This window comes from Collinsella aerofaciens (genome assembly GCF_019131995.1).
Classification (GTDB): Bacteria; Actinomycetota; Coriobacteriia; order Coriobacteriales; family Coriobacteriaceae; genus Collinsella; species Collinsella aerofaciens_S.
In genome coordinates this window covers 83,565-100,698 of record NZ_JAHONA010000005.1, presented here as the reverse complement: position 1 = coordinate 100,698, position 17,134 = coordinate 83,565, and the positions used below count along the sequence as shown (strand labels likewise).

Here is a 17,134-nt window from a genome sequence, read left to right as displayed (position 1 = left end):
GATGGAGATCACCAAGGATATCCGCTACATCGGTGTCGACGATCACGACATTGACCTGTTCGAGGGCCAGTACGACGTGTCCGAGAACGGTATGGCATATAACAGCTACGTTATCTTGGGCGATAAAATCGCTGTCGCCGATTCAGTCGACGGCGGTTTTGTTGACGAGTGGCTCGGCAACCTCGAGGCCGCGCTCGACGGCCGTACGCCCGACTACCTGGTTGTCCATCACATGGAGCCCGATCACTCCGCCGGCATTGCCGCCTTTATGGAGCGCTATCCCCAGGCGCAGATCGTGGCAAGCATGGGCGCCTTCCGCATGATGGTCAACTACTTTGGCACCGACTTCCCCGAGCGCAAGATGGTCGTCAAAGAGGGCGATGTGCTCGATCTGGGCGGCCACAGCCTGACCTTTATCGGCGCCCCCAACGTTCACTGGCCCGAGGTGCTGTTCTCCTACGAGTCCACCGACAAGGTGCTCTTTAGTGCCGACGGTTTTGGCAAGTTTGGCGCCAACGACATCGAGGATCCCGAGGGCTGGGCTTGCGAAGCGCGCCGTTACTACTTTGGCATCGTCGGTAAGTTCGGCAAGTTCGTGCAGGCCGTCCTCAAGAAGGCCGCCGACCTGGACATCCAGATTATCTGCCCGCTCCACGGCCCCGTGCTGACTGAGAACCTGGGCTACTACCTCGACACCTATAACACCTGGTCGAGCTATCAGCCCGAGGACGAGGGTATCACGATTGCCTATGCGAGCGTGTACGGGCATCTGAAGGCTGCCGTCGAGGAGCTCGCATCTGCGCTTGAGGCTCGCGGCCAGAAGGTCTCCGTCTTTGACCTGGCTCGTGACGACATGGCCGAGGCCGTTGAGGATGCGTTCCGCTACGACCGTCTGGTGCTCGCCTCCATCACCTATCAGGGCGAGATCTTCCCGTGCATGAGCACCTTCATCCATACGCTCGCCGAGCACGCCTACCAGAACCGTACGGTGGCGCTCGTCGAGGCCGGTTCCTGGGCACCCGCCGCTGCCAAGGTCATGACCAAGGAGCTCGAGGGCATGAAGGACATCACCCTGACGCAGAACAAGGTGACCGTCCTGGGTTCGCTCAACGACGCATCGCGCGCCCAGATCGAAGCCCTCGCCGACGAGCTGTCCAAGTAACAACGCGCTCGCTTCTACCGTCAAAACCACCACAAAGGGGACTCAGGCACCTTTGTGGTGGTTTTTGTTCAAAGAACTCAAGAATGCTCAAGAAACTCAAAGGTGCTCAAAAAACTCTAAGATGCTCAAAGAAATCAAGAGCTGTGGGGCATAATGGAATTACGTGAGTTCAAGGGAGGCTTTATGGCGGCGGCGACAGCGTACAGGCAAGCAAATCCGTTCACGCCGATGTTCGGACGTGTACCGGCATACATGGCCGGCCGTGAGCAAATCATTGATGATATGGTGCTGGCGTTTGAAAGCGCCGATTCCGACCCCAACCTATGCTCGATTTTCTACGGAGCGCGCGGGACGGGCAAAACGGCCCTTTTGGCATATCTGTCATACCGCGCCCAGCAAGAAGGCTGGATTACGGCGAATGTGACGGCTTCGGACGGGATGCTCGAAGACATTCTGCAGCGCCTCAACGAATCGGCTGCCCATCTGATCGAAAAGCCCGCTTCTAGGCGTGTGAACAGTGTTGGGATTGCCCCCATAGGTAGTATGAGCTGGGAAAACGTTGATATTGAATTTGAGGGCGCCAACTGGCGTACTAAGATGAACGCTCTGTTTGCTCAGCTTGAAGCGACTGGCACCGGGGTGCTTATCGCCGTTGACGAAGTTGATGCATCGTTTGCTCAAATGACCGAGCTCGTTACCACCTACCAACATTTTGTGAGCGAGAACAAAAAAGTAGCTTTGCTTATGGCGGGGCTGCCGTTTCGCGTGCTGGCGTTGTTGACGGGAAAATCGACATCGTTTCTTCGTCGTGCTGCCCAGCATTCGCTGGGATCTATTTCGCCGACTGAGGTAAAAGAAGCGTTTCGGCTGACGATTGAAGACGGTGGCAAAACGATTTCCGATGAGGCGGTCGACCGTGCTGCCGAGGCAATCGATGGTTTTCCGTTTATGTTCCAGTTGGTGGGATATCGGGCGTGGAACGCTTCGCGCCAGGCGGCTGATGTTTCCCTTGAAGACGTCGAACGTGGCGCGAAGCTTGCGCAAGAGGAGCTCGAATCGCGCGTTTTTGCCTCGACTGCAGCGGAACTTTCACAGGGGGACTTGGATTTTCTTCGTGCAATGAATCCGGAGGGGACGACGACCAGGCAAGAATTGGCTGCGCGGCTTAAGAAAAGTTCCGGTTCGATCTCGACGTATAAAAAACGTCTAATTGAGGCAGGGGTGATTGAAGAACCCTTACAGGGACGTTTCGAGTTTGCGCTGCCGGGCTTCGGTCGATATGTAGCGTCTCTTTGCTAGAGGGCCACTTCTGCCAAGACCGTTTCGCGTCCAACTGTCTCAATCTGTAACATCTGGGCGGCTAAATCGACTCTATCTGTTACAGGTTTAGATTAAGGGCGGGGGTCGAGCGGAATTATCTCGATCTGTAACAGTTAACTGACTTTTAGGGGTCTAGTTGTTACAGATTGAGACAAACTGGCGGAGCGAACCGCCGTGCCGTTCAAACCACCACAAAGGGGACTCAGGCACCTTTGTGGTGGTTTTTGGTTTTAGGCGGTGGCGATGATGAGGGTTGGGGCGCCGGCGTCGGTGGCCTCGGCGATTGAGGTGGCGACGGCGCCGTCGGGGTCACGGTCCATCACGATGGTGTCGACATCGGTAAGTTCGGCGAAGCGGTACATGCCGCGTCCGTTGACCTTGCTCGCGTCCATGAGGGCGACGCCTCGACGCGCGGCGGCGATCATGGCCGTTTTGGTCTCGGCCATCTGCGGAAAGTCGGTAGTAAAGCCACAGCCGGGAACAAAGGCGCCGGGGCACATGATGGCGAGGTCGGCGTGAACCATCTGCAGCGCCTGCATGGTGAGCGGACCGTACAGATAGCGGTGTCCTTTGCGCAGTGCGCCGCCCAGCATGACGACGTCGACCGAGGGCATGCTCTCGTCGATGTAATCGGCGATCGTAATGTCTGCCGTGATGACGGTGATGCCGTCGCGCTGGTCGAGGAGCCGGACAAATTCGAGCGCGGTGGTGCCCGAGTCGACGAGCAGGGTGTCGCCGTCGCTGACGAGTTCAATGGCACTTTGCGCGATGGCCTGCTTGGCGGCCACGTTGACGTTAATGCGCCGATCCTGCGTGGAGACGGTCAGGCGCTTGTGGAGCGACACAGCGCCACCATGCGTGCGGCGCAGTTTGCCGGACTCGGCGAGGGCGTCCAAATCAGCGCGAGCGGTGACAGAGGACACGCCAAAGGTCTGGGCGATTTCTGCCACCTGCACCGAGGCATTATGCTCGAGCATTTCCATGATGGCGGCACGGCGTTCGTCGGCGAAGGCGCGGTTTGTAGCTTGGGCCATTGCTGCTCCATTCTCTGCCGATATTTGCAGGAATTATGTTGAAACCATTTTCGTTCATTTTCTTTTTGAGTAAGAAAACGCCTTTCGATTACTTATCTTTTCTATAAAAGAAAGCCACTCGACGCTCAAAACTCAATATCGAACACGTGCGCTCGGCACAAAACCCTTCCGTTTGCTTTTCAAAAATGAAGGCTCGACCTCGCGCAACGACAATATCTCGTGCATTTATGCCCGCCGAATTTCATACAATGGGCGCAGCAAAACGCAAGGTAAAACGCCTTGCGGACACGTACGCCCGATGTCCAGATGCGGGCGAGGGAGAGGAGCAAACGCTCATGGCACTTGTTACCACCGAAAAGATGCTCAAGGACGCTCAGGCCGGCCACTACGCCGTTGGCGCGTTCAACGTCGAGAACCTCGAGTTTGTTATGGCTGTTCTGGCCGCTGCCGAGGAGACCAAGTCCCCCGTCATCATGCAGACCACCCCGGGCACCATCAAGACCGCTGGCCTGGATTACTTCTACGGTATGGTCAAGGCTGCCGCCGAGCGCGCTTCCGTGCCCGTCGCTCTGCACCTCGATCACGGCGATGGCTATGACCGCTGCATGCAGGCCTTCCGCACTGGCTACACCTCCGTCATGATCGACGGTTCGCACGAGTCCTTCGAGGACAACATCGCTCTGACCAAGTCCGTCGCCGACGCTGGCCGCGCCATGGGCGTGCCCGTCGAGGCCGAGCTTGGCAAGGTTGGCGGCAAGGAGGATGACGGTCCCGCGGTTGAGGGCGAGAGCCCCTACACCGATCCGGCCGAGGCCAAGGAGTTCGTCGAGCGCACCGGCTGCACCTCGCTGGCCATTGGCGTTGGCACCAGCCATGGCGTGTACACGAGCGATCCGCACATCGAGCAGTCCGTGGTCAAGGCCATCCGCGACGCCGTCGACGTGCCGCTGGTCCTGCACGGCACCTCCGGTGTGCCCGATGAGCAGGTCGCCGAGGCTGTGAAGAACGGCATCTGCAAGGTCAACTACGCTACCGAGCTGCGTCAGGCCTACACCAAGGGCTTCATGGCCTACATGGCCGAGAATCCTGCCTGCTTCGACCCCAAGAAGCCGGCCAAGGAGGGTATGCGTGAGATCACCGAGCTGGTTAAGATCCGCATGACCAACCTCAACTCTGTGGGCAAAGCAGAGTAACAGCAAGGGTACTCTGATCCCACCGGGCCGTCCGGAAACGGAAAAGGGCCTATCTCTCAGAACGTCCTCGGACATGTCGGAAGCCCCGCCGCGCGCTACGCGCTGCGGGGCTTCCTCCGTCCTGCGGAATGTTCTGAGAGATAGGCCCTTTTCCGTTTCCGGACGGCCCTGCTCAATCGCCCTTGTGGCGTTGGGGCTGATAGGATGGGGCGCGTGGGTTACTTGGTTGTTAGGGTTAGCAGGTCGTTGGGGGTTTTGAGGTTGTAGGTGGCGTTTGGGATGTCTTGGTGTGATCCCCATGCTGCTCGGGCAAAACTGACCCCTGCTGAAGTTGCGCATTGTTCGTCGTAGACGGTGTCGCCAACGTAGATGACGCTGTTGGGGTTTGCGCCCGTACGTCGGAGATATTCGAGCATGGGTGCGGGTGCGGGTTTGTGTTCGGTTGTGTCTTCGACAAGGATGATGTGCTCAAAATACGTATCGAAGCCAAGAGGTGCTATTTCTTCTGCGTATTCGTCGCGCGCGCGTGAGGAGACAATGCCAAGATTGCAACCGCTATCGGCGAGTTTTGCGATGACTTCAAGCAAACCTGGAAACACGCTGATGGTGCTTTTAAAGCTGGCGGCAACTTGGTACCAGCGATCCAACGTTGCTTGCGAGTAGATTCCAAGTTTCTCAAGGGCATTCTTGCCGGGTATGCCGAGGGCAAATTCAAGCTCGTTTCGTGGGAGCGTTTTGCCGGTCTTTTCTTGGACAATCTGGGCAAGCGATGACAGAACGCTTTCTTCTGTATCTGCCAATGTTCCATCAACATCAAACACGATATGGTCAAAGTGCTTCATATGGTTGCTCCTATCTGTTGTTTGCCTGCAAGTTTGATGCAGTGACAGAAGAAGGGCTAGCGGGATTTCTGCCTGGTGCTATCGAGATTCTGCCTCGCTGCTCGATAGCTCGAAGGAGTGCACCCCATTTGTTCTTTAAATACCTGGCCAAGATGGCTTGCTGTCGCAAAGCCGCATTGGCGCGCGACTGTCTGGACCGTTCGCGTGGTGTGTGCCAAAAGTTCGCAAGCACGGTTTACGCGGTATGCGCGCAGATATGCCGCCGGGGTCGTTCCTGCGCAAGCTTCGATAATGCGGTAACACTCTCTTTCGCTTACGCCGGCTGCAGATGCTATCTGGGGCACATCTACAGCGGCTGCATAGTTTGCGCGGATAAAGTCCAGGATTGCCTTGAACTGTACGTCGCGGCTGGTCATCCAAGAGGCGTTGTCGGAGGAAAAGAGCGGTTCGGCCTTGGCGTAAATCTGAATCCAGAGCTCTGACAAGCTATTCCGAAGCGCCATCTCGTTCTGCGGCCGTTGAAGGTCGTGGTTAAAGGAACTCTTTAGCAAATCGATAAAGGGCATATCGTCGGGGTTGGTGGGCGACCATTTGAGCACATCGACGCCTCGACATTGAAGTAATGGATTGATGTAGCGCTTTTGAAGGCGTCCCGCGGGATCGCCGAGCATCGACGGCTGAAAGATATGCAACATTTGAATGGCCGGTGCCGAATTGGGTGATTGCAGCGTGCTGTGCAAAACGCCGCCGTTGATAAAGCCGGCGGACCCTTCCTCAAAGCGCACGTGTTCATGAGCCGCGCGCGTTCGATAGTCAATCGCTTCCTGCTCCATGTAGAAAAGCTCGACTTCGGAATGCCAGTGCCAGGGGACGGAATTGCCCGGATAGCGAGCGAATTCTGCGCGTTCGGCAATATAGGGCCAGTCTTCGGCGGTCTCGGGAAACGCTTCCTCGCGTCCTCCGCGGTGCAATTCTATGTGATCCATGTTTCGCATGGCATCAGTATAAAGCGCGATGGGCTTAGATTGCTCTTGCCTGTTCGGGGAACGCCTTGTCTAGAGATGCTTGGAGCTTTTCGAACGATGCTCGCAAGTTGTGGCTCTGGTTTGTTGAGCGTTTGGCTTTTGTGGCGGGGGAGTCGAGGAGACTGTTTCTCTGTGTCGGGGGGAGGGAGAAAAGGTTTGCATATTTTAGGGATGGCTGCTGTGTTGCGTCATTGGAAGAATGCATGCTTATGCGGCCTCCTCGATGTCCACCAAAAGGTTGCGCACGGGGTTTGCTGCTAGGTCCCGTGCGTTGGCAGTATTATGCCGCGGCTGTTGCAAAGAAGCGCTAAAGAAAGGCTTAATCAGGTTTGATGTAACCATGAAACCGCAGCTCAAGGCTATCGAGTAACACTCTTGAAAGGTTTTGAGCTTAAGGGCTTTCTAAGGTTTGTGGCGCGGGTGTGGTTCGCCTGTGTGGGGCGTGTGGACGGCTCGTTCCTAGCGCTGCGGCTCTGCGGCCCGCACCTGTTCGATGACCTTTTCCATGGTGGCGTCGATGCGGTCCTTTTTGAGTTCGCATTCCCAGATGGTTATGGGTGTCCAGCCCATTTGAGTGAGTGCTGCCACGGCAGCGCGGTCGCGCTCGACGTTGCGACGGAACTTTGCCTCCCAAAACTCAACGTTGCGCTTGGGCTGGCTAGGGTTGCACTTGGGGCAGCGGTGCCAAAAGCAGCCGTTGACGAAGATGGCAATCTTGCGCCCAGGAAAGGCGATGTCGGGCTTGCCGGGAACCTTCCATTCCAAGCGATAGCCCGTGAGGCCCGCTGCCCGCAGGCGCTGGCGAACGAGCAGCTCGGGCTTGGTGTTGGCGCGCTTGTTGCCCTTCATGGACTTTTTGATGGCGGCACGACGGCGTACGAGCTCACGCTCGTCGGCGGAAAGGTCCGAGGTATCGATGCCGTCGAGCAGGCCGGGCTTGGGACGCTTCTTGCTGCGGCGCTTAGGTGCGCGCTTGGGCTTGGTGGAGGGCTCGTCGGTCGCGGTGGCGTCGGCGTAGTTGGCAGTGCCGTTGGCCTCAAGCCGATCTTCCCTCAACTCAATCAGAGCATCGATAAGCCCTTTGTCGGCGGGCATCCACTCAACGGTGGCAAGCGAGGCGCGCGGAATCCAGCGGATATCGAGCTGGCGGTCGTGCTTCTGGGGTTCATCGGATTCATCGGCGAGCGAGCAGTAGTAGCACTCCATGGAGAGATGGAAATCGGGGTAGTCATACTCAACGGTATAGAAATCGCGCAGGTTGGTGACTTTTACCTGCAGCTCTTCCATGAGCTCGCGGCGTACGGCGTCCTCGGGCGTCTCGCCGCGCATGAGCTTGCCACCGGGGAACTCCCAAAGTCCCAGCATGTCGCCATAGCCGCGCTGCACGGCAAGCAGCTCGTCAGATCCTTCCTTGCGAATGATCCCAGCGGCAACATGAACAGTCTTCAACAGGAGTCCTCCCTCAACATCAACAAGTGGCAGGGTAGCTACGCGTACCTTACACAACGGTAAGGCAAGCGTAAGCCATATCGATGGTAGCCGACTCGTCTTCTTGCGACTATAGATGCCGTAGACTAATCGCAAGAAAGGACTCGGTATGCAAACCATGCAAGCAGCGACCCCGGTACTGGAGGTCGCGCATCTCGAAAAGGTATACGGCGCGCTGGGCAACGTGACCCGCGCGCTCAACGACGTTAACTTTACCGTCAATCGCGGCGAATTCGTGGGCATCATGGGCGCTTCGGGCTCGGGCAAGTCGACGTTGCTCAACTGCGTGTCGACCATCGATAGCGCCACGAGCGGCACCATCCGCATCAACGGCCAGGACGTAACACGCATGAAGCAGGCTAAGCTTTCGCAGTTCCGCCGCGAGGAGCTCGGCTTTATCTTCCAGGACTCCAACCTGCTCGATACGCTCACGGCACGCGAGAACATCGCCCTGCCGCTCACCATCGCCCGCACAAACTCGGCAGAGATCTCGACCCGCGTGCAGGATGTGGCAGCGCGCCTGTCCATCAGTCAGGTGCTCGACAAGTATCCCTACCAGATGTCCGGCGGTCAGCAGCAGCGCGTTGCCGCGGCCCGCGCGCTCGTCACCGACCCCACCATGATCATGGCCGACGAGCCCACCGGCGCCCTCGATTCCAAGAGCGCTCGCCTGCTGCTCGAGAGCCTGGAGGCCCTTAACCGCCGCCTACGCGCCACCGTGCTCATGGTCACGCACGACAGCTTTGCCGCCAGCTACACGAGCCGTGTGCTGTTCATTCGCGACGGCAAGATCTTCACCGAGCTGCGCCGCGGCGACACCGACCGCCGAGAGTTCTTCGACCGCATTATGGAGGTCGTTGCCATGATGGGCGGTGAGGGCTCCGATGCTCTGTAAACTCGCTTGGGGCAACGTCCGCCGCGCCGGCCGCGACTACCTCGTCTACCTTTTGACGCTCACCCTGGGCGTCACGGTCTTCTATGCTTTTAACACCATCTCGATGCAGGTCGACATCGCCGGAATCGATGAAGAGGGCTTGGCGCAGGTTATGGGCAGCATGCTCGGCGACCTGACGTACTTTTTGGCCGGTGTCATGGCCTTTTTAATGGTGTATGCCAATAACTTCATCATGAAACGCCGCAAGAAGGAGTTTAGCCTGTACCAGGTGCTCGGCATGGGGCGCGGGCGCGTCGCCACTATCATGGCGCTCGAGACGGTGATTGTCTCGGTGGTGGCCTTTGTCGCCGGCATTGTGCTGGGTGTGGGACTCTCCCAGCTCATGACGTTCTTTACGGCCTCGCTCTTTAAGACACAGATCGCCAATTTCCACTTCTTTTTCTCGATGCATGCGTTCAATCTGACCCTTGCCTGCATGCTCGTAATGTTTGTGCTCACGCTACTGCTGAACCTCCGCGCCGTGCGTCGTACCAAACTCATCGAGCTTATGGGTGCCGAGCGTCGCAACGAGAGCATCAAGACACGCAACCCCTGGATCGCGATTGCCATCTTTGCCGTGGGTGCGGTGCTTGTGGGCGTGGCCTATTACCGTCTGCTACGTGATGGGTTCCCGCTAACCGCGACGGACAGCAAGCTGCAAGAGGCCATGAACCAGTTTGGTATTACGACCGCTATGGTTACCGTGGGCACCTTTGCCCTGTTCTGGGGACTCTCGGGCATGCTCATCAAGCTGCTGCAGAGCCTGCGCGGCGTGTATTGGCGCGGCCTCAACATGTTTACCGTGCGCCAGCTTGCGGCCAAGGTCAACACGGTGTGCTTTTCGATGGGCGTCATCGCGATGCTCCTGTTTTTGGCCATCACCTCGGTGACGTGCGGTATGTCGATTGCCAATGTGATGAACGAAAACCTGGAGCGCTATAACCCTGTTGACGTGTCTCAGACGTATGTCTATTACACGCCCGATACGCTCGACTACTACAAAGAATATGTCAATCCGTCTGAAGCCGACCGCATGGTGCTAGCCGATACAACGGTCGATTTGTACTCCGCATGGCACGGCAAGGGCAAGTCGGCGGACAACAACGACGAGACCGGCAAGAAGGTCAATATCGCCGATGTTGCCGGTGAGCATGTTCAGATCGATTCGTATCTGAGTTACCCGTTTGGCGGTTCGAATCCTTCGGTGTCTGCGGGTGAGATGTGCAAGACCATGGGCGAAAAGCTCCCCAAGGCGCTCGGGGGTAGCAATGCCGATACGATGGGTCTGTTTGTGACGCCGGCGAGCCAGTACAACAAACTGCGCCAGATGATGGGCGAGGAGCCGGTGAGCATTGGCCGCGACCAGTACCTGCTTACGTGTGATATGGGCGGTGAGCTGGGCGACCTGTACACCAAGTACATGGCCGGCGGCCACACCCTCACCTTGGGCGGGCATGAGCTCAAGCCCGCAACCGATAAGTCGGACAAGGACACGGCGGCCATCGCCAACTCGGCGATGGGCAGTAATCCGGGTACCGTCGTCGTTGCCGACGAGCTGTTGTCCCAACTTAATCTGCAGCCATATTCCAGTAGCCTGCTCGTTAATTACAAACAGGGGATGGATACGACTGAGGCAGACGAGAGCATTAAAAACACTGTGCTCGACAATCTGCTCGTTGACGGCAAGGAGCCGGGGTCGTGGGGAATCTTCATCACACGCTCCGAGATGTACACGCAAGCAGCGCAAATGAACGGTCTTATTAGCTACCTAGCCATCTACATCGGCTTTGTATTGGTCGTTGCATGCGCGGCGATTCTGTCGATCCAGCAACTCTCCAACGTGGCCGACGGCAGCCGCAGCTATCGTGTGCTGGCACAGATCGGCTGCGACGACCGCCAGATCCGCCATTCGGTGATGGCGCAGCAAGCGGTATTCTTCCTGTTCCCGCTGTCAGTGGGCCTGGCGCACTCCTTTGTGGCACTTAAGGTGATCATCGAGATGGTGAGCATATTCGGAAATATGAGCATCGGCGGCACCGTGGGCCTCACCTGTGCAATCTTCCTGGCAGCCTACGGCGGCTACTTCCTGGTGACCTACCTCATGAGCACCGGCATGGTACAAGCCGCCATAGCCACCCGCTACAGCGAGTAACAAGCGGGCAAAACCGTCGCAAAATTAGAGGCGTATGACCGCCGCGAAGGGACCAGGGGCCCTTTCGCGGCGGTTTTTGCCAATCTGGTGCGTCTCAGATACAAGTGAGTAGACTTTTTTGAACCTGCCGAGCACATCGCGGCAAGTGCTCAATAAAATCGCAGGTCAGGGCTGTGGCGTTTTGAGGTGTGCTCGGCATCCCGCCAAAAGCCTACTCACTTGGTTTTACTGCTAGAAAACCGCCGCGAGGGAAAGTAGCTCCCTCGCGGCGGTTTTTGGCGTTTGCCCAGATAAAACCTGCCAAAATAAACCTGTCCCTTTTTGGCAGGTTATCGCTTCCAAAAGTGGAGGATGAGCGTCGTGCGGTTTTGCTGTTCGGTTTTGACCAGGATGTTGTGGATGTGGGTCTTGACGGTGCCCACGGCAAGGAATAGCTCGTCAGCGATCTCTTGGTTCGATTTGCCCAGTACGACCAGACGCATAACTTCGGTCTCACGGTTGGAGAGCTTGTAGGCGTTGCGATAGAAGGGCATCTGCTCTTCGATGTGTCGATCAAGATCGCTGACGTTCTTTTCCTCGGGCGCCTCCTGCATGCGGATTGAAAGCACGTGGTAGGAGTAGATGATCAGCAGAATCGCAAAGTAGCAGGCAAAGACGTTTTCGCTAAAGTTGCGCTCGGACAGATATAGTTGCAGCCAAGAGGGCGCCAGACTCATGGGGACAATCAGAATGTTGTAGAAATCCTCGGCAACGATGCAACCGACCAGAATAGCGCCGATAATCAGGTGCTTTCGTTGGTTGTTAACGCGTGCCTTCAGCTCGACTTGCGTGCTCTTGCGTGCCGTCCAAAAGATATATAGCCCCACGAAAACAAGGAATACCTGACGCATCGTGTAGTAGAGCCATTGATGAATGGGGCCGTAGGGGACAGCGACGATAATCAGCAGCTCGCTCAGCAAGAACGTTGCGACGGGAATGACAAACTGCTTTTTTGAATGCTTGTCGAGCAAATCCATGGCAATGAGCCAAATAAAAGCCTGCGAAGCGGTCGCCACAAAGGTCCGCAACACAGGCATGGTAATTGAGTAATAGTCGCTGGCTGGAAAACTCTGGTTTTGCAGCGTGTATTCAAAAAAGAAAATCTCGGTCATCTCGATGGCATAGCAGATAAATACGCCGCTGCCATAGATAAAGAAGCGTCGACGAGACGAGGCATAGGCGGCAAGCGAGAGCACCGCCGTCACAATACAGATCACGAGTATCGCTAGGGTATAGAAGAACATCAGGGTGTTCATCTGTCACCGTCCCATCTCATTTATTCTATGGCCGAGCTCTGTATACCTTGTGGGATATAGACGTCTCAACCCTTCGTTTCATTGCGGATTAGGCGCCGAGATACAGCATAGCCGTATACCGTTCGCGGTTCTAGATGGTAAACCCCCTGTAAACTCTTGACCTGCGGGTTTATATTGGTTTAGAGGGGGTGTAACTCCATGAACGGTCTTTAATCCCGAATAAACTAGGTAAAAATTGCATACGGGTGAATGATGGTCTTGTCAACACGAGGCGTGATGTTCGAGCGCCTCATAGTAATAGTCGGCAAGACCGGCGGAAAGGAAATCGACATGGCACTGCCTAAGGATTTCATCGACACCAACGACTTCACCAAAGAGCAGATCCTGGCTATCGAGGATCTTGGTCTGGCAATGAAGAAGGCCATCAAGGTTGACGGTTATTATCCGCACCTGCTCCGCAACAAGAGCCTTGGCATGATCTTCCAGCAGGTCTCCACCCGCACTCGTCTTTCCTTCGAGACCGCTATGACCGACCTCGGCGGCCATGCTCAGTTCTATGGCCCTGGCACCATCCAGCTCGGCGGTCACGAGTCCCTGGGCGACACCGCTCGCGTTATGGGCTCGCTGCTCGACATCATGATGGCTCGCGTTGACCGTCACAAGGACGTCGTCGGCCTCGCCGAGGGCTCCGCTGTGCCCGTCATCAACGGCATGTCCGAGTTCAACCATCCCACGCAGGAGATGGGCGACCTCATGACCATGCTCGAGAACCTCCCCGAGGGCAAGAAGATCGAGGACTGCACCCTGGCCTTCATCGGCGACGCCACCCAGGTCTGCGTCTCCCTCATGTTCATCGCCTCCAAGGTCGGCATGAAGTTTGTCCAGTTTGGACCTAAGGGCCACCAGATCCCCGACGGCGGCCTGCACGTTGGCACCGTCGAGGAGCGCGCCGAGTTCGGCAAGCAGATGATGGCCATCGCCGAGGAGAACTGCAAGGTCTCCGGCGGCTCTGTCGTCATCTCCGACGACATCGAGTGCATCAAGGGCGCCGACTTCATCTACACCGACGTGTGGTATGGCCTGTACGACGAGGAGGTCTCGGGCGAGAACTACATGGACGTGTTCTATCCCAAGTATCAGGTCACCATGGACATGATGAACTTTGCCGGCCCCAACTCCAAGTTCATGCACTGCCTGCCGGCCACCCGCAACGAGGAGGTCGTCGACGGAGTCATGGACGATCCCGAGCGCTCCCTGTGCTGGGTCGAGGCCGAGAACCGCAAGCACTCCATCCGTGCTCTCCTTGCCGCCCTGGGCAAGCGCACCCCGCTCAACGACGAGGGTGTCGAGTACTCCGCCAAGGCTGAGCTCCACGCCGCTCTCGAGGCTCTCGAGCAGCTCTAAGCCTCAAGGCTTCTAAAAGCACGTTTGCGGGCGGCGGATGCTCGTCTCCTGTCGCCCGCTCACCGAGGCCCAAGCAATTGCCTTAATACCTTAGGGCCTCGGATCTGTCCAAGACTGAGCGAAGGAGCTCATCATGAGCGACGGAAAGAAAAAGCTTTCCTTCTTGACGGTCATTTCGACCATCATCTGCGTCGTCTTCGTTTGCGAGGCCGCCGCTCCTGCTGCTGCCATTGGCAACCAGCAGTTCTTCTGGTGGATCTTCCTGATCCTGACCTTCCTGCTTCCCTACGGCATGGTTGTCGCCGAGCTCGGTACCACCTATGACGGCGAGGGCGGCATTTACGACTGGGTACGCGATGGCCTGGGCGACAAATGGGGCGCCCGCATCTCGTACTACTACTGGGTCAACTACCCGCTGTGGATCGCCTCGCTGGCTACCATGTTCCCCGACATTTTGGGCATGGTCTTTGGCGTCGAGTTCAACTTGATCGCCAAGATGGGTATCGATCTTGCCTTTGTGTGGATCGTCTACCTCATGGGCCGCTCCAAGGCGGCCGACTCCGAGTGGGTCCTTAACGGTGGCGCCATCATCAAGGTCGCCGTTGCCGTTATCGTTGGCGCTTTGGGCATTTGGTATGCCATGGAGAACGGTTTTGCGAACGACATGTCCGCTGCCACCTTCCTGCCCGAGCTCACCAACACCAACGCTCTCGGCTACCTGTCGATCATCATCTTTAACTTCATGGGCTTCGAGGTCATCTGCACCATGACCGACGACATGGCCGATCCCGCTCGCGATATCCCCAAGGCTATCATCGTCGGTGGCCTGTCCATCGCCGTGATCTACCTGTTCGCTGGCTTTGGCATCGGCGCCGCCGTGCCGGCCGACTCCATCGATCCCGACTACGGCATGATCGTCGCAGTCCAGACCATGGTGGGCGACTCCATGATCTTTAAGGTCATCTGCATCGCCTTCCTGATCACCCTGTTCGCCAATATGGCCGCTTGGTCCTTCGGCGTTAACTCCGTTGCTCGCTACGCTGCCGAGCACGGCAACATGCCCAAGGTCTTCGCCTCGATGATCTCGGATGACGACATGCCCAACGGCGCCAACCTGGTCAACGCTGTCGTTGCCTCCCTGGTGCTGTGCCTGCAGCTCGTTCCCATCGACGCCATCTCCAACGGTGTCTTCTGGATGCTCTTTGGCACCTCTGTCGTCTTCCTGCTGTTGACCTACATCCCGATGTTCCCGGCGTTCCTCAACCTTCGTAAGAACGACCCCAACCGTGAGCGCATCTTCACGTTCCCGTTTAAGGGCGCCATGATGAAGGTCATGCTGGCCATCCCCTGCATCGAGCTGGTTCTTGCCATCGTTGCCACGCTGATCCCGTTCTCCGCTGCTGAAATTGGCGACAAGGTCCCGATGATCGTTATCTTCATCGTGCTCGTGCTCATCGGCGAGGTCGTCCGCGTCGTCAGCGCTAAGGGCCGCGAGACCGAGTACAAGGGTCTGACCCCTGAGCTCGCAGCCCAGCGTCTCGCTGAGGAGGCCGCCGAGGCCGAGGAGAACTAGAGCACCCGGTTCTGGGGCTCCAACCCTCCTCGTGTACCAACGCGCGCTTCGTCGGGCTTGTCGCTCCCGACTCCGGGCACTCTAGTCTCTTCGGAGGCGTGTCCAAGCGACAGGTTTGCTAACCATTCCCCCGGGGTGGGTGTGAGCGATAGCTCCGGTAACCACCGCCCACCCCAATCTCTCTTCCGTATCCTTCGTGCGTTTTGTCTCCGCGCACTTGGTTACGTCGTCGCTTGCCGGTGCGATTCCGTGAAAACCGGCACCGGGCGCCCCGACCTTTGCCGGGGAACGGGCGCCTACCATCTCTTGGTTTTAGGCTGCGGGTAACCCGCCCGCAGCAAGCGATCGTTCGATTTGGAGGAAATCTTATGCGTACGATCACCGAGTCCGAGTCCACCCCCAAGGCCGACGGCTTCTTCATGCCCGCCGAGTTCGCCCCGCAGGATCGCGTGTGGATGGGCTGGCCCCACCGCACCGACACCTGGGCCCACGGCGCCAAGCCGGCCCAGAAGCAGTATGCCGCCATCGCCCGCGCCATCTCCGAGTTCACCCCGGTCTATATGTGCGCCAACCAGGTCGACTACGCCAACTGCAAGGCCGTCTTCGAGAACGACGAGAACGTCACCGTCATCGAGATGACCACCGACGACGCCTGGTTCCGCGACACTGCCGCCACCTACGTCATCAACGGCAAGGGCGAGAAGCGCGCCAACCACTGGCACTTCAACGCCTACGGCGGCCTCGTCGACGGCCTGTACTTCCCGTGGGACAAGGACGAGCAGATCGCCCTCAAGATGGCTGAGCTCTCCGGCTGCCGCCGCTATCGTCCCGACGACATGATCCTCGAGGGCGGCTCCATCACCGTCGACGGCGAGGGCACCCTTGTCGTGACCGACCAGTGCCTGCTTTCCCCGGGCCGCACCTGCTCTGCGGTTCTGGAGGAGGAAGAGGATCCCGAGTCCATCTGGCCCAAGTACCGCAAGAAGTTTGAGCCCTGGAGCGAGGAGCTTCGCGCCTACATGGACGAGCACCTCAAGGATTACCTGGGTGTCGAGAAGGTCATCTGGGTCAAGGAGGGCATCGACCCCGAGGAGACCAACGGCCACATCGACGACGTCGCCACGTTCATCGCGCCGGGCGTCATGGCCTGCATTTGGACCGACGATCCCGAGTATCCGTTCTACGAGCAGTGCCACGCTGCCTACGAGACCCTCTCCAACGCCGTCGACGCCAAGGGCCGCAAGATGAAGGTCTACAAGCTCTGCATGCCCGTGAACCCGCTGTTCATGGACCAGGCTTCCTGCGACACCATCGACGCCGACGAGAACGCCGAGCCGCGCGTCCCCGACGAGCCGCTGATCGCCTCCTACATGAACTACCTCGTGACCAACCACGGCGTTATCGTCCCGCAGTACGGCGACGAGAACGACCAGCTGGCCGTCGACACGCTCCAGAAGATCTACGACGAGGTCTGGGGCGAGGGCGTCTACAAGTGCGTCGGCGTTCAGTCCGAGCAGGTCGTCTTCGGTGGCGGCAACATCCACTGCATTACTCAGCAGGAGCCGTCCGCGTAATTGTCTGTCTTCCCGAGGCACGGCACCTTGCCCTTCAATCGTCGGGCATGACCCTTAAGGTCTATGCCCTCCTCTTTCAGGGCAATCTGCCGCACCTCAGAAACCCAGCCGATCAATCGGACAGTCGGTGAATCGCAC

General features: G+C 57.9%; 13 protein-coding genes. 8 read left to right on the top strand and 5 right to left on the bottom strand.

Annotation, left to right across the window (positions count from 1 at the left end; genetic code table 11):
* The first annotated feature begins 1 nt into the window (after nt 1).
* Together KSY82_RS02925 and KSY82_RS02920 are read left to right on the top strand one after the other, a co-directional pair.
* Nucleotides 2-1,162: an FprA family A-type flavoprotein gene (locus KSY82_RS02925; protein WP_254881684.1), complete on the top strand. Its 1,161-nt coding sequence runs from the start codon at nt 2-4 to the stop codon at nt 1,160-1,162.
* A 153-nt stretch (nt 1,163-1,315) separates the two neighbouring features.
* Entirely contained in the window at nt 1,316-2,461 is a 1,146-nt protein-coding gene (locus KSY82_RS02920) for a DUF8462 domain-containing protein (RefSeq protein WP_254881683.1), read from the top strand.
* Nucleotides 2,462-2,712: 251 nt separating this feature from the next.
* On the opposite strand, the gene KSY82_RS02915 is transcribed toward KSY82_RS02920, so the two are convergent.
* Complete coding sequence (locus KSY82_RS02915; RefSeq protein WP_217750214.1) at nt 2,713-3,516, bottom strand: DeoR/GlpR family DNA-binding transcription regulator; 804 nt, start codon at nt 3,514-3,516, stop codon at nt 2,713-2,715.
* 335 nt (nt 3,517-3,851) lie between these two features.
* Here KSY82_RS02915 and KSY82_RS02910 point away from each other — a divergent pair, with 335 nt between their 5' ends.
* Nucleotides 3,852-4,709, top strand: a complete 858-nt coding sequence (locus KSY82_RS02910; RefSeq protein WP_022095149.1) for a class II fructose-bisphosphate aldolase — start codon at nt 3,852-3,854, stop codon at nt 4,707-4,709.
* A gap of 218 nt (nt 4,710-4,927) precedes the next feature.
* Here the strand turns inward: KSY82_RS02910 and KSY82_RS02905 are convergent, their stop codons facing one another.
* The 3 genes from KSY82_RS02905 to vsr all read right to left on the bottom strand — a co-directional run bounded on the left by KSY82_RS02905 (nt 4,928) and on the right by vsr (nt 8,025).
* Complete coding sequence (locus tag KSY82_RS02905; RefSeq protein WP_217750213.1) at nt 4,928-5,551, bottom strand: HAD family hydrolase; 624 nt, start codon at nt 5,549-5,551, stop codon at nt 4,928-4,930.
* A gap of 56 nt (nt 5,552-5,607) precedes the next feature.
* Nucleotides 5,608-6,537, bottom strand: coding sequence for an AraC family transcriptional regulator (locus tag KSY82_RS02900; protein WP_217752366.1), 930 nt, complete (start codon nt 6,535-6,537; stop codon nt 5,608-5,610).
* Between the two features lie 498 nt (nt 6,538-7,035).
* Entirely contained in the window at nt 7,036-8,025 is a 990-nt protein-coding gene (vsr, locus tag KSY82_RS02895) for a DNA mismatch endonuclease Vsr (RefSeq protein WP_217750211.1), read from the bottom strand.
* Nucleotides 8,026-8,173: 148 nt separating this feature from the next.
* Here vsr and KSY82_RS02890 point away from each other — a divergent pair, with 148 nt between their 5' ends.
* Nucleotides 8,174-8,959, top strand: a complete 786-nt coding sequence (locus KSY82_RS02890) for an ABC transporter ATP-binding protein (RefSeq protein ID WP_217750210.1) — start codon at nt 8,174-8,176, stop codon at nt 8,957-8,959.
* Nucleotides 8,949-11,150, top strand: coding sequence for an FtsX-like permease family protein (locus tag KSY82_RS02885; protein ID WP_217750209.1), 2,202 nt, complete (start codon nt 8,949-8,951; stop codon nt 11,148-11,150). The genes KSY82_RS02890 and KSY82_RS02885 overlap by 11 nt, the downstream gene beginning before the upstream one ends.
* Before the next feature lie 329 nt (nt 11,151-11,479).
* On the opposite strand, the gene KSY82_RS02880 is transcribed toward KSY82_RS02885, so the two are convergent.
* Nucleotides 11,480-12,445, bottom strand: coding sequence for a response regulator transcription factor (locus tag KSY82_RS02880; protein WP_117635778.1), 966 nt, complete (start codon nt 12,443-12,445; stop codon nt 11,480-11,482).
* A gap of 330 nt (nt 12,446-12,775) precedes the next feature.
* On the opposite strand from KSY82_RS02880, the gene ptcA reads away from it, so the two are divergent.
* From ptcA to KSY82_RS02865, 3 genes are all read left to right on the top strand, one after another.
* Nucleotides 12,776-13,849 carry a putrescine carbamoyltransferase gene (ptcA, locus tag KSY82_RS02875; RefSeq protein ID WP_217750208.1) on the top strand — a complete coding sequence of 358 codons (1,074 nt, stop codon included), beginning with the start codon at nt 12,776-12,778 and terminating at the stop codon, nt 13,847-13,849.
* A gap of 133 nt (nt 13,850-13,982) precedes the next feature.
* Nucleotides 13,983-15,422 (top strand): APC family permease, encoded by a 1,440-nt coding sequence (locus KSY82_RS02870; protein WP_022093785.1) that lies wholly within the window; start codon nt 13,983-13,985, stop codon nt 15,420-15,422.
* Between the two features lie 368 nt (nt 15,423-15,790).
* A complete protein-coding gene (locus tag KSY82_RS02865) occupies nt 15,791-16,996 on the top strand; it encodes an agmatine deiminase family protein (protein WP_022094159.1) in 1,206 nt (401 codons plus the stop codon).
* The last annotated feature ends 138 nt before the right edge of the window (nt 16,997-17,134 follow it).

Excerpts from the sequence above, each read along its gene's own strand:
- KSY82_RS02925 (WP_254881684.1), top strand. The coding sequence starts at position 2 with ATGGAGATCACCAAGGATATCCGCTACATCGGTGTCGACGATCACGAC.
- KSY82_RS02920 (WP_254881683.1), top strand. The coding sequence starts at position 1,316 with ATGGAATTACGTGAGTTCAAGGGAGGCTTTATGGCGGCGGCGACAGCG.
- KSY82_RS02915 (WP_217750214.1), bottom strand. The coding sequence starts at position 3,516 with ATGGCCCAAGCTACAAACCGCGCCTTCGCCGACGAACGCCGTGCCGCC.
- KSY82_RS02910 (WP_022095149.1), top strand. The coding sequence starts at position 3,852 with ATGGCACTTGTTACCACCGAAAAGATGCTCAAGGACGCTCAGGCCGGC.
- KSY82_RS02905 (WP_217750213.1), bottom strand. The coding sequence starts at position 5,551 with ATGAAGCACTTTGACCATATCGTGTTTGATGTTGATGGAACATTGGCA.
- KSY82_RS02900 (WP_217752366.1), bottom strand. The coding sequence starts at position 6,537 with ATGGATCACATAGAATTGCACCGCGGAGGACGCGAGGAAGCGTTTCCC.
- KSY82_RS02890 (WP_217750210.1), top strand. The coding sequence starts at position 8,174 with ATGCAAACCATGCAAGCAGCGACCCCGGTACTGGAGGTCGCGCATCTC.
- KSY82_RS02885 (WP_217750209.1), top strand. The coding sequence starts at position 8,949 with ATGCTCTGTAAACTCGCTTGGGGCAACGTCCGCCGCGCCGGCCGCGAC.
- KSY82_RS02880 (WP_117635778.1), bottom strand. The coding sequence starts at position 12,445 with ATGAACACCCTGATGTTCTTCTATACCCTAGCGATACTCGTGATCTGT.
- ptcA (WP_217750208.1), top strand. The coding sequence starts at position 12,776 with ATGGCACTGCCTAAGGATTTCATCGACACCAACGACTTCACCAAAGAG.
- KSY82_RS02870 (WP_022093785.1), top strand. The coding sequence starts at position 13,983 with ATGAGCGACGGAAAGAAAAAGCTTTCCTTCTTGACGGTCATTTCGACC.
- KSY82_RS02865 (WP_022094159.1), top strand. The coding sequence starts at position 15,791 with ATGCGTACGATCACCGAGTCCGAGTCCACCCCCAAGGCCGACGGCTTC.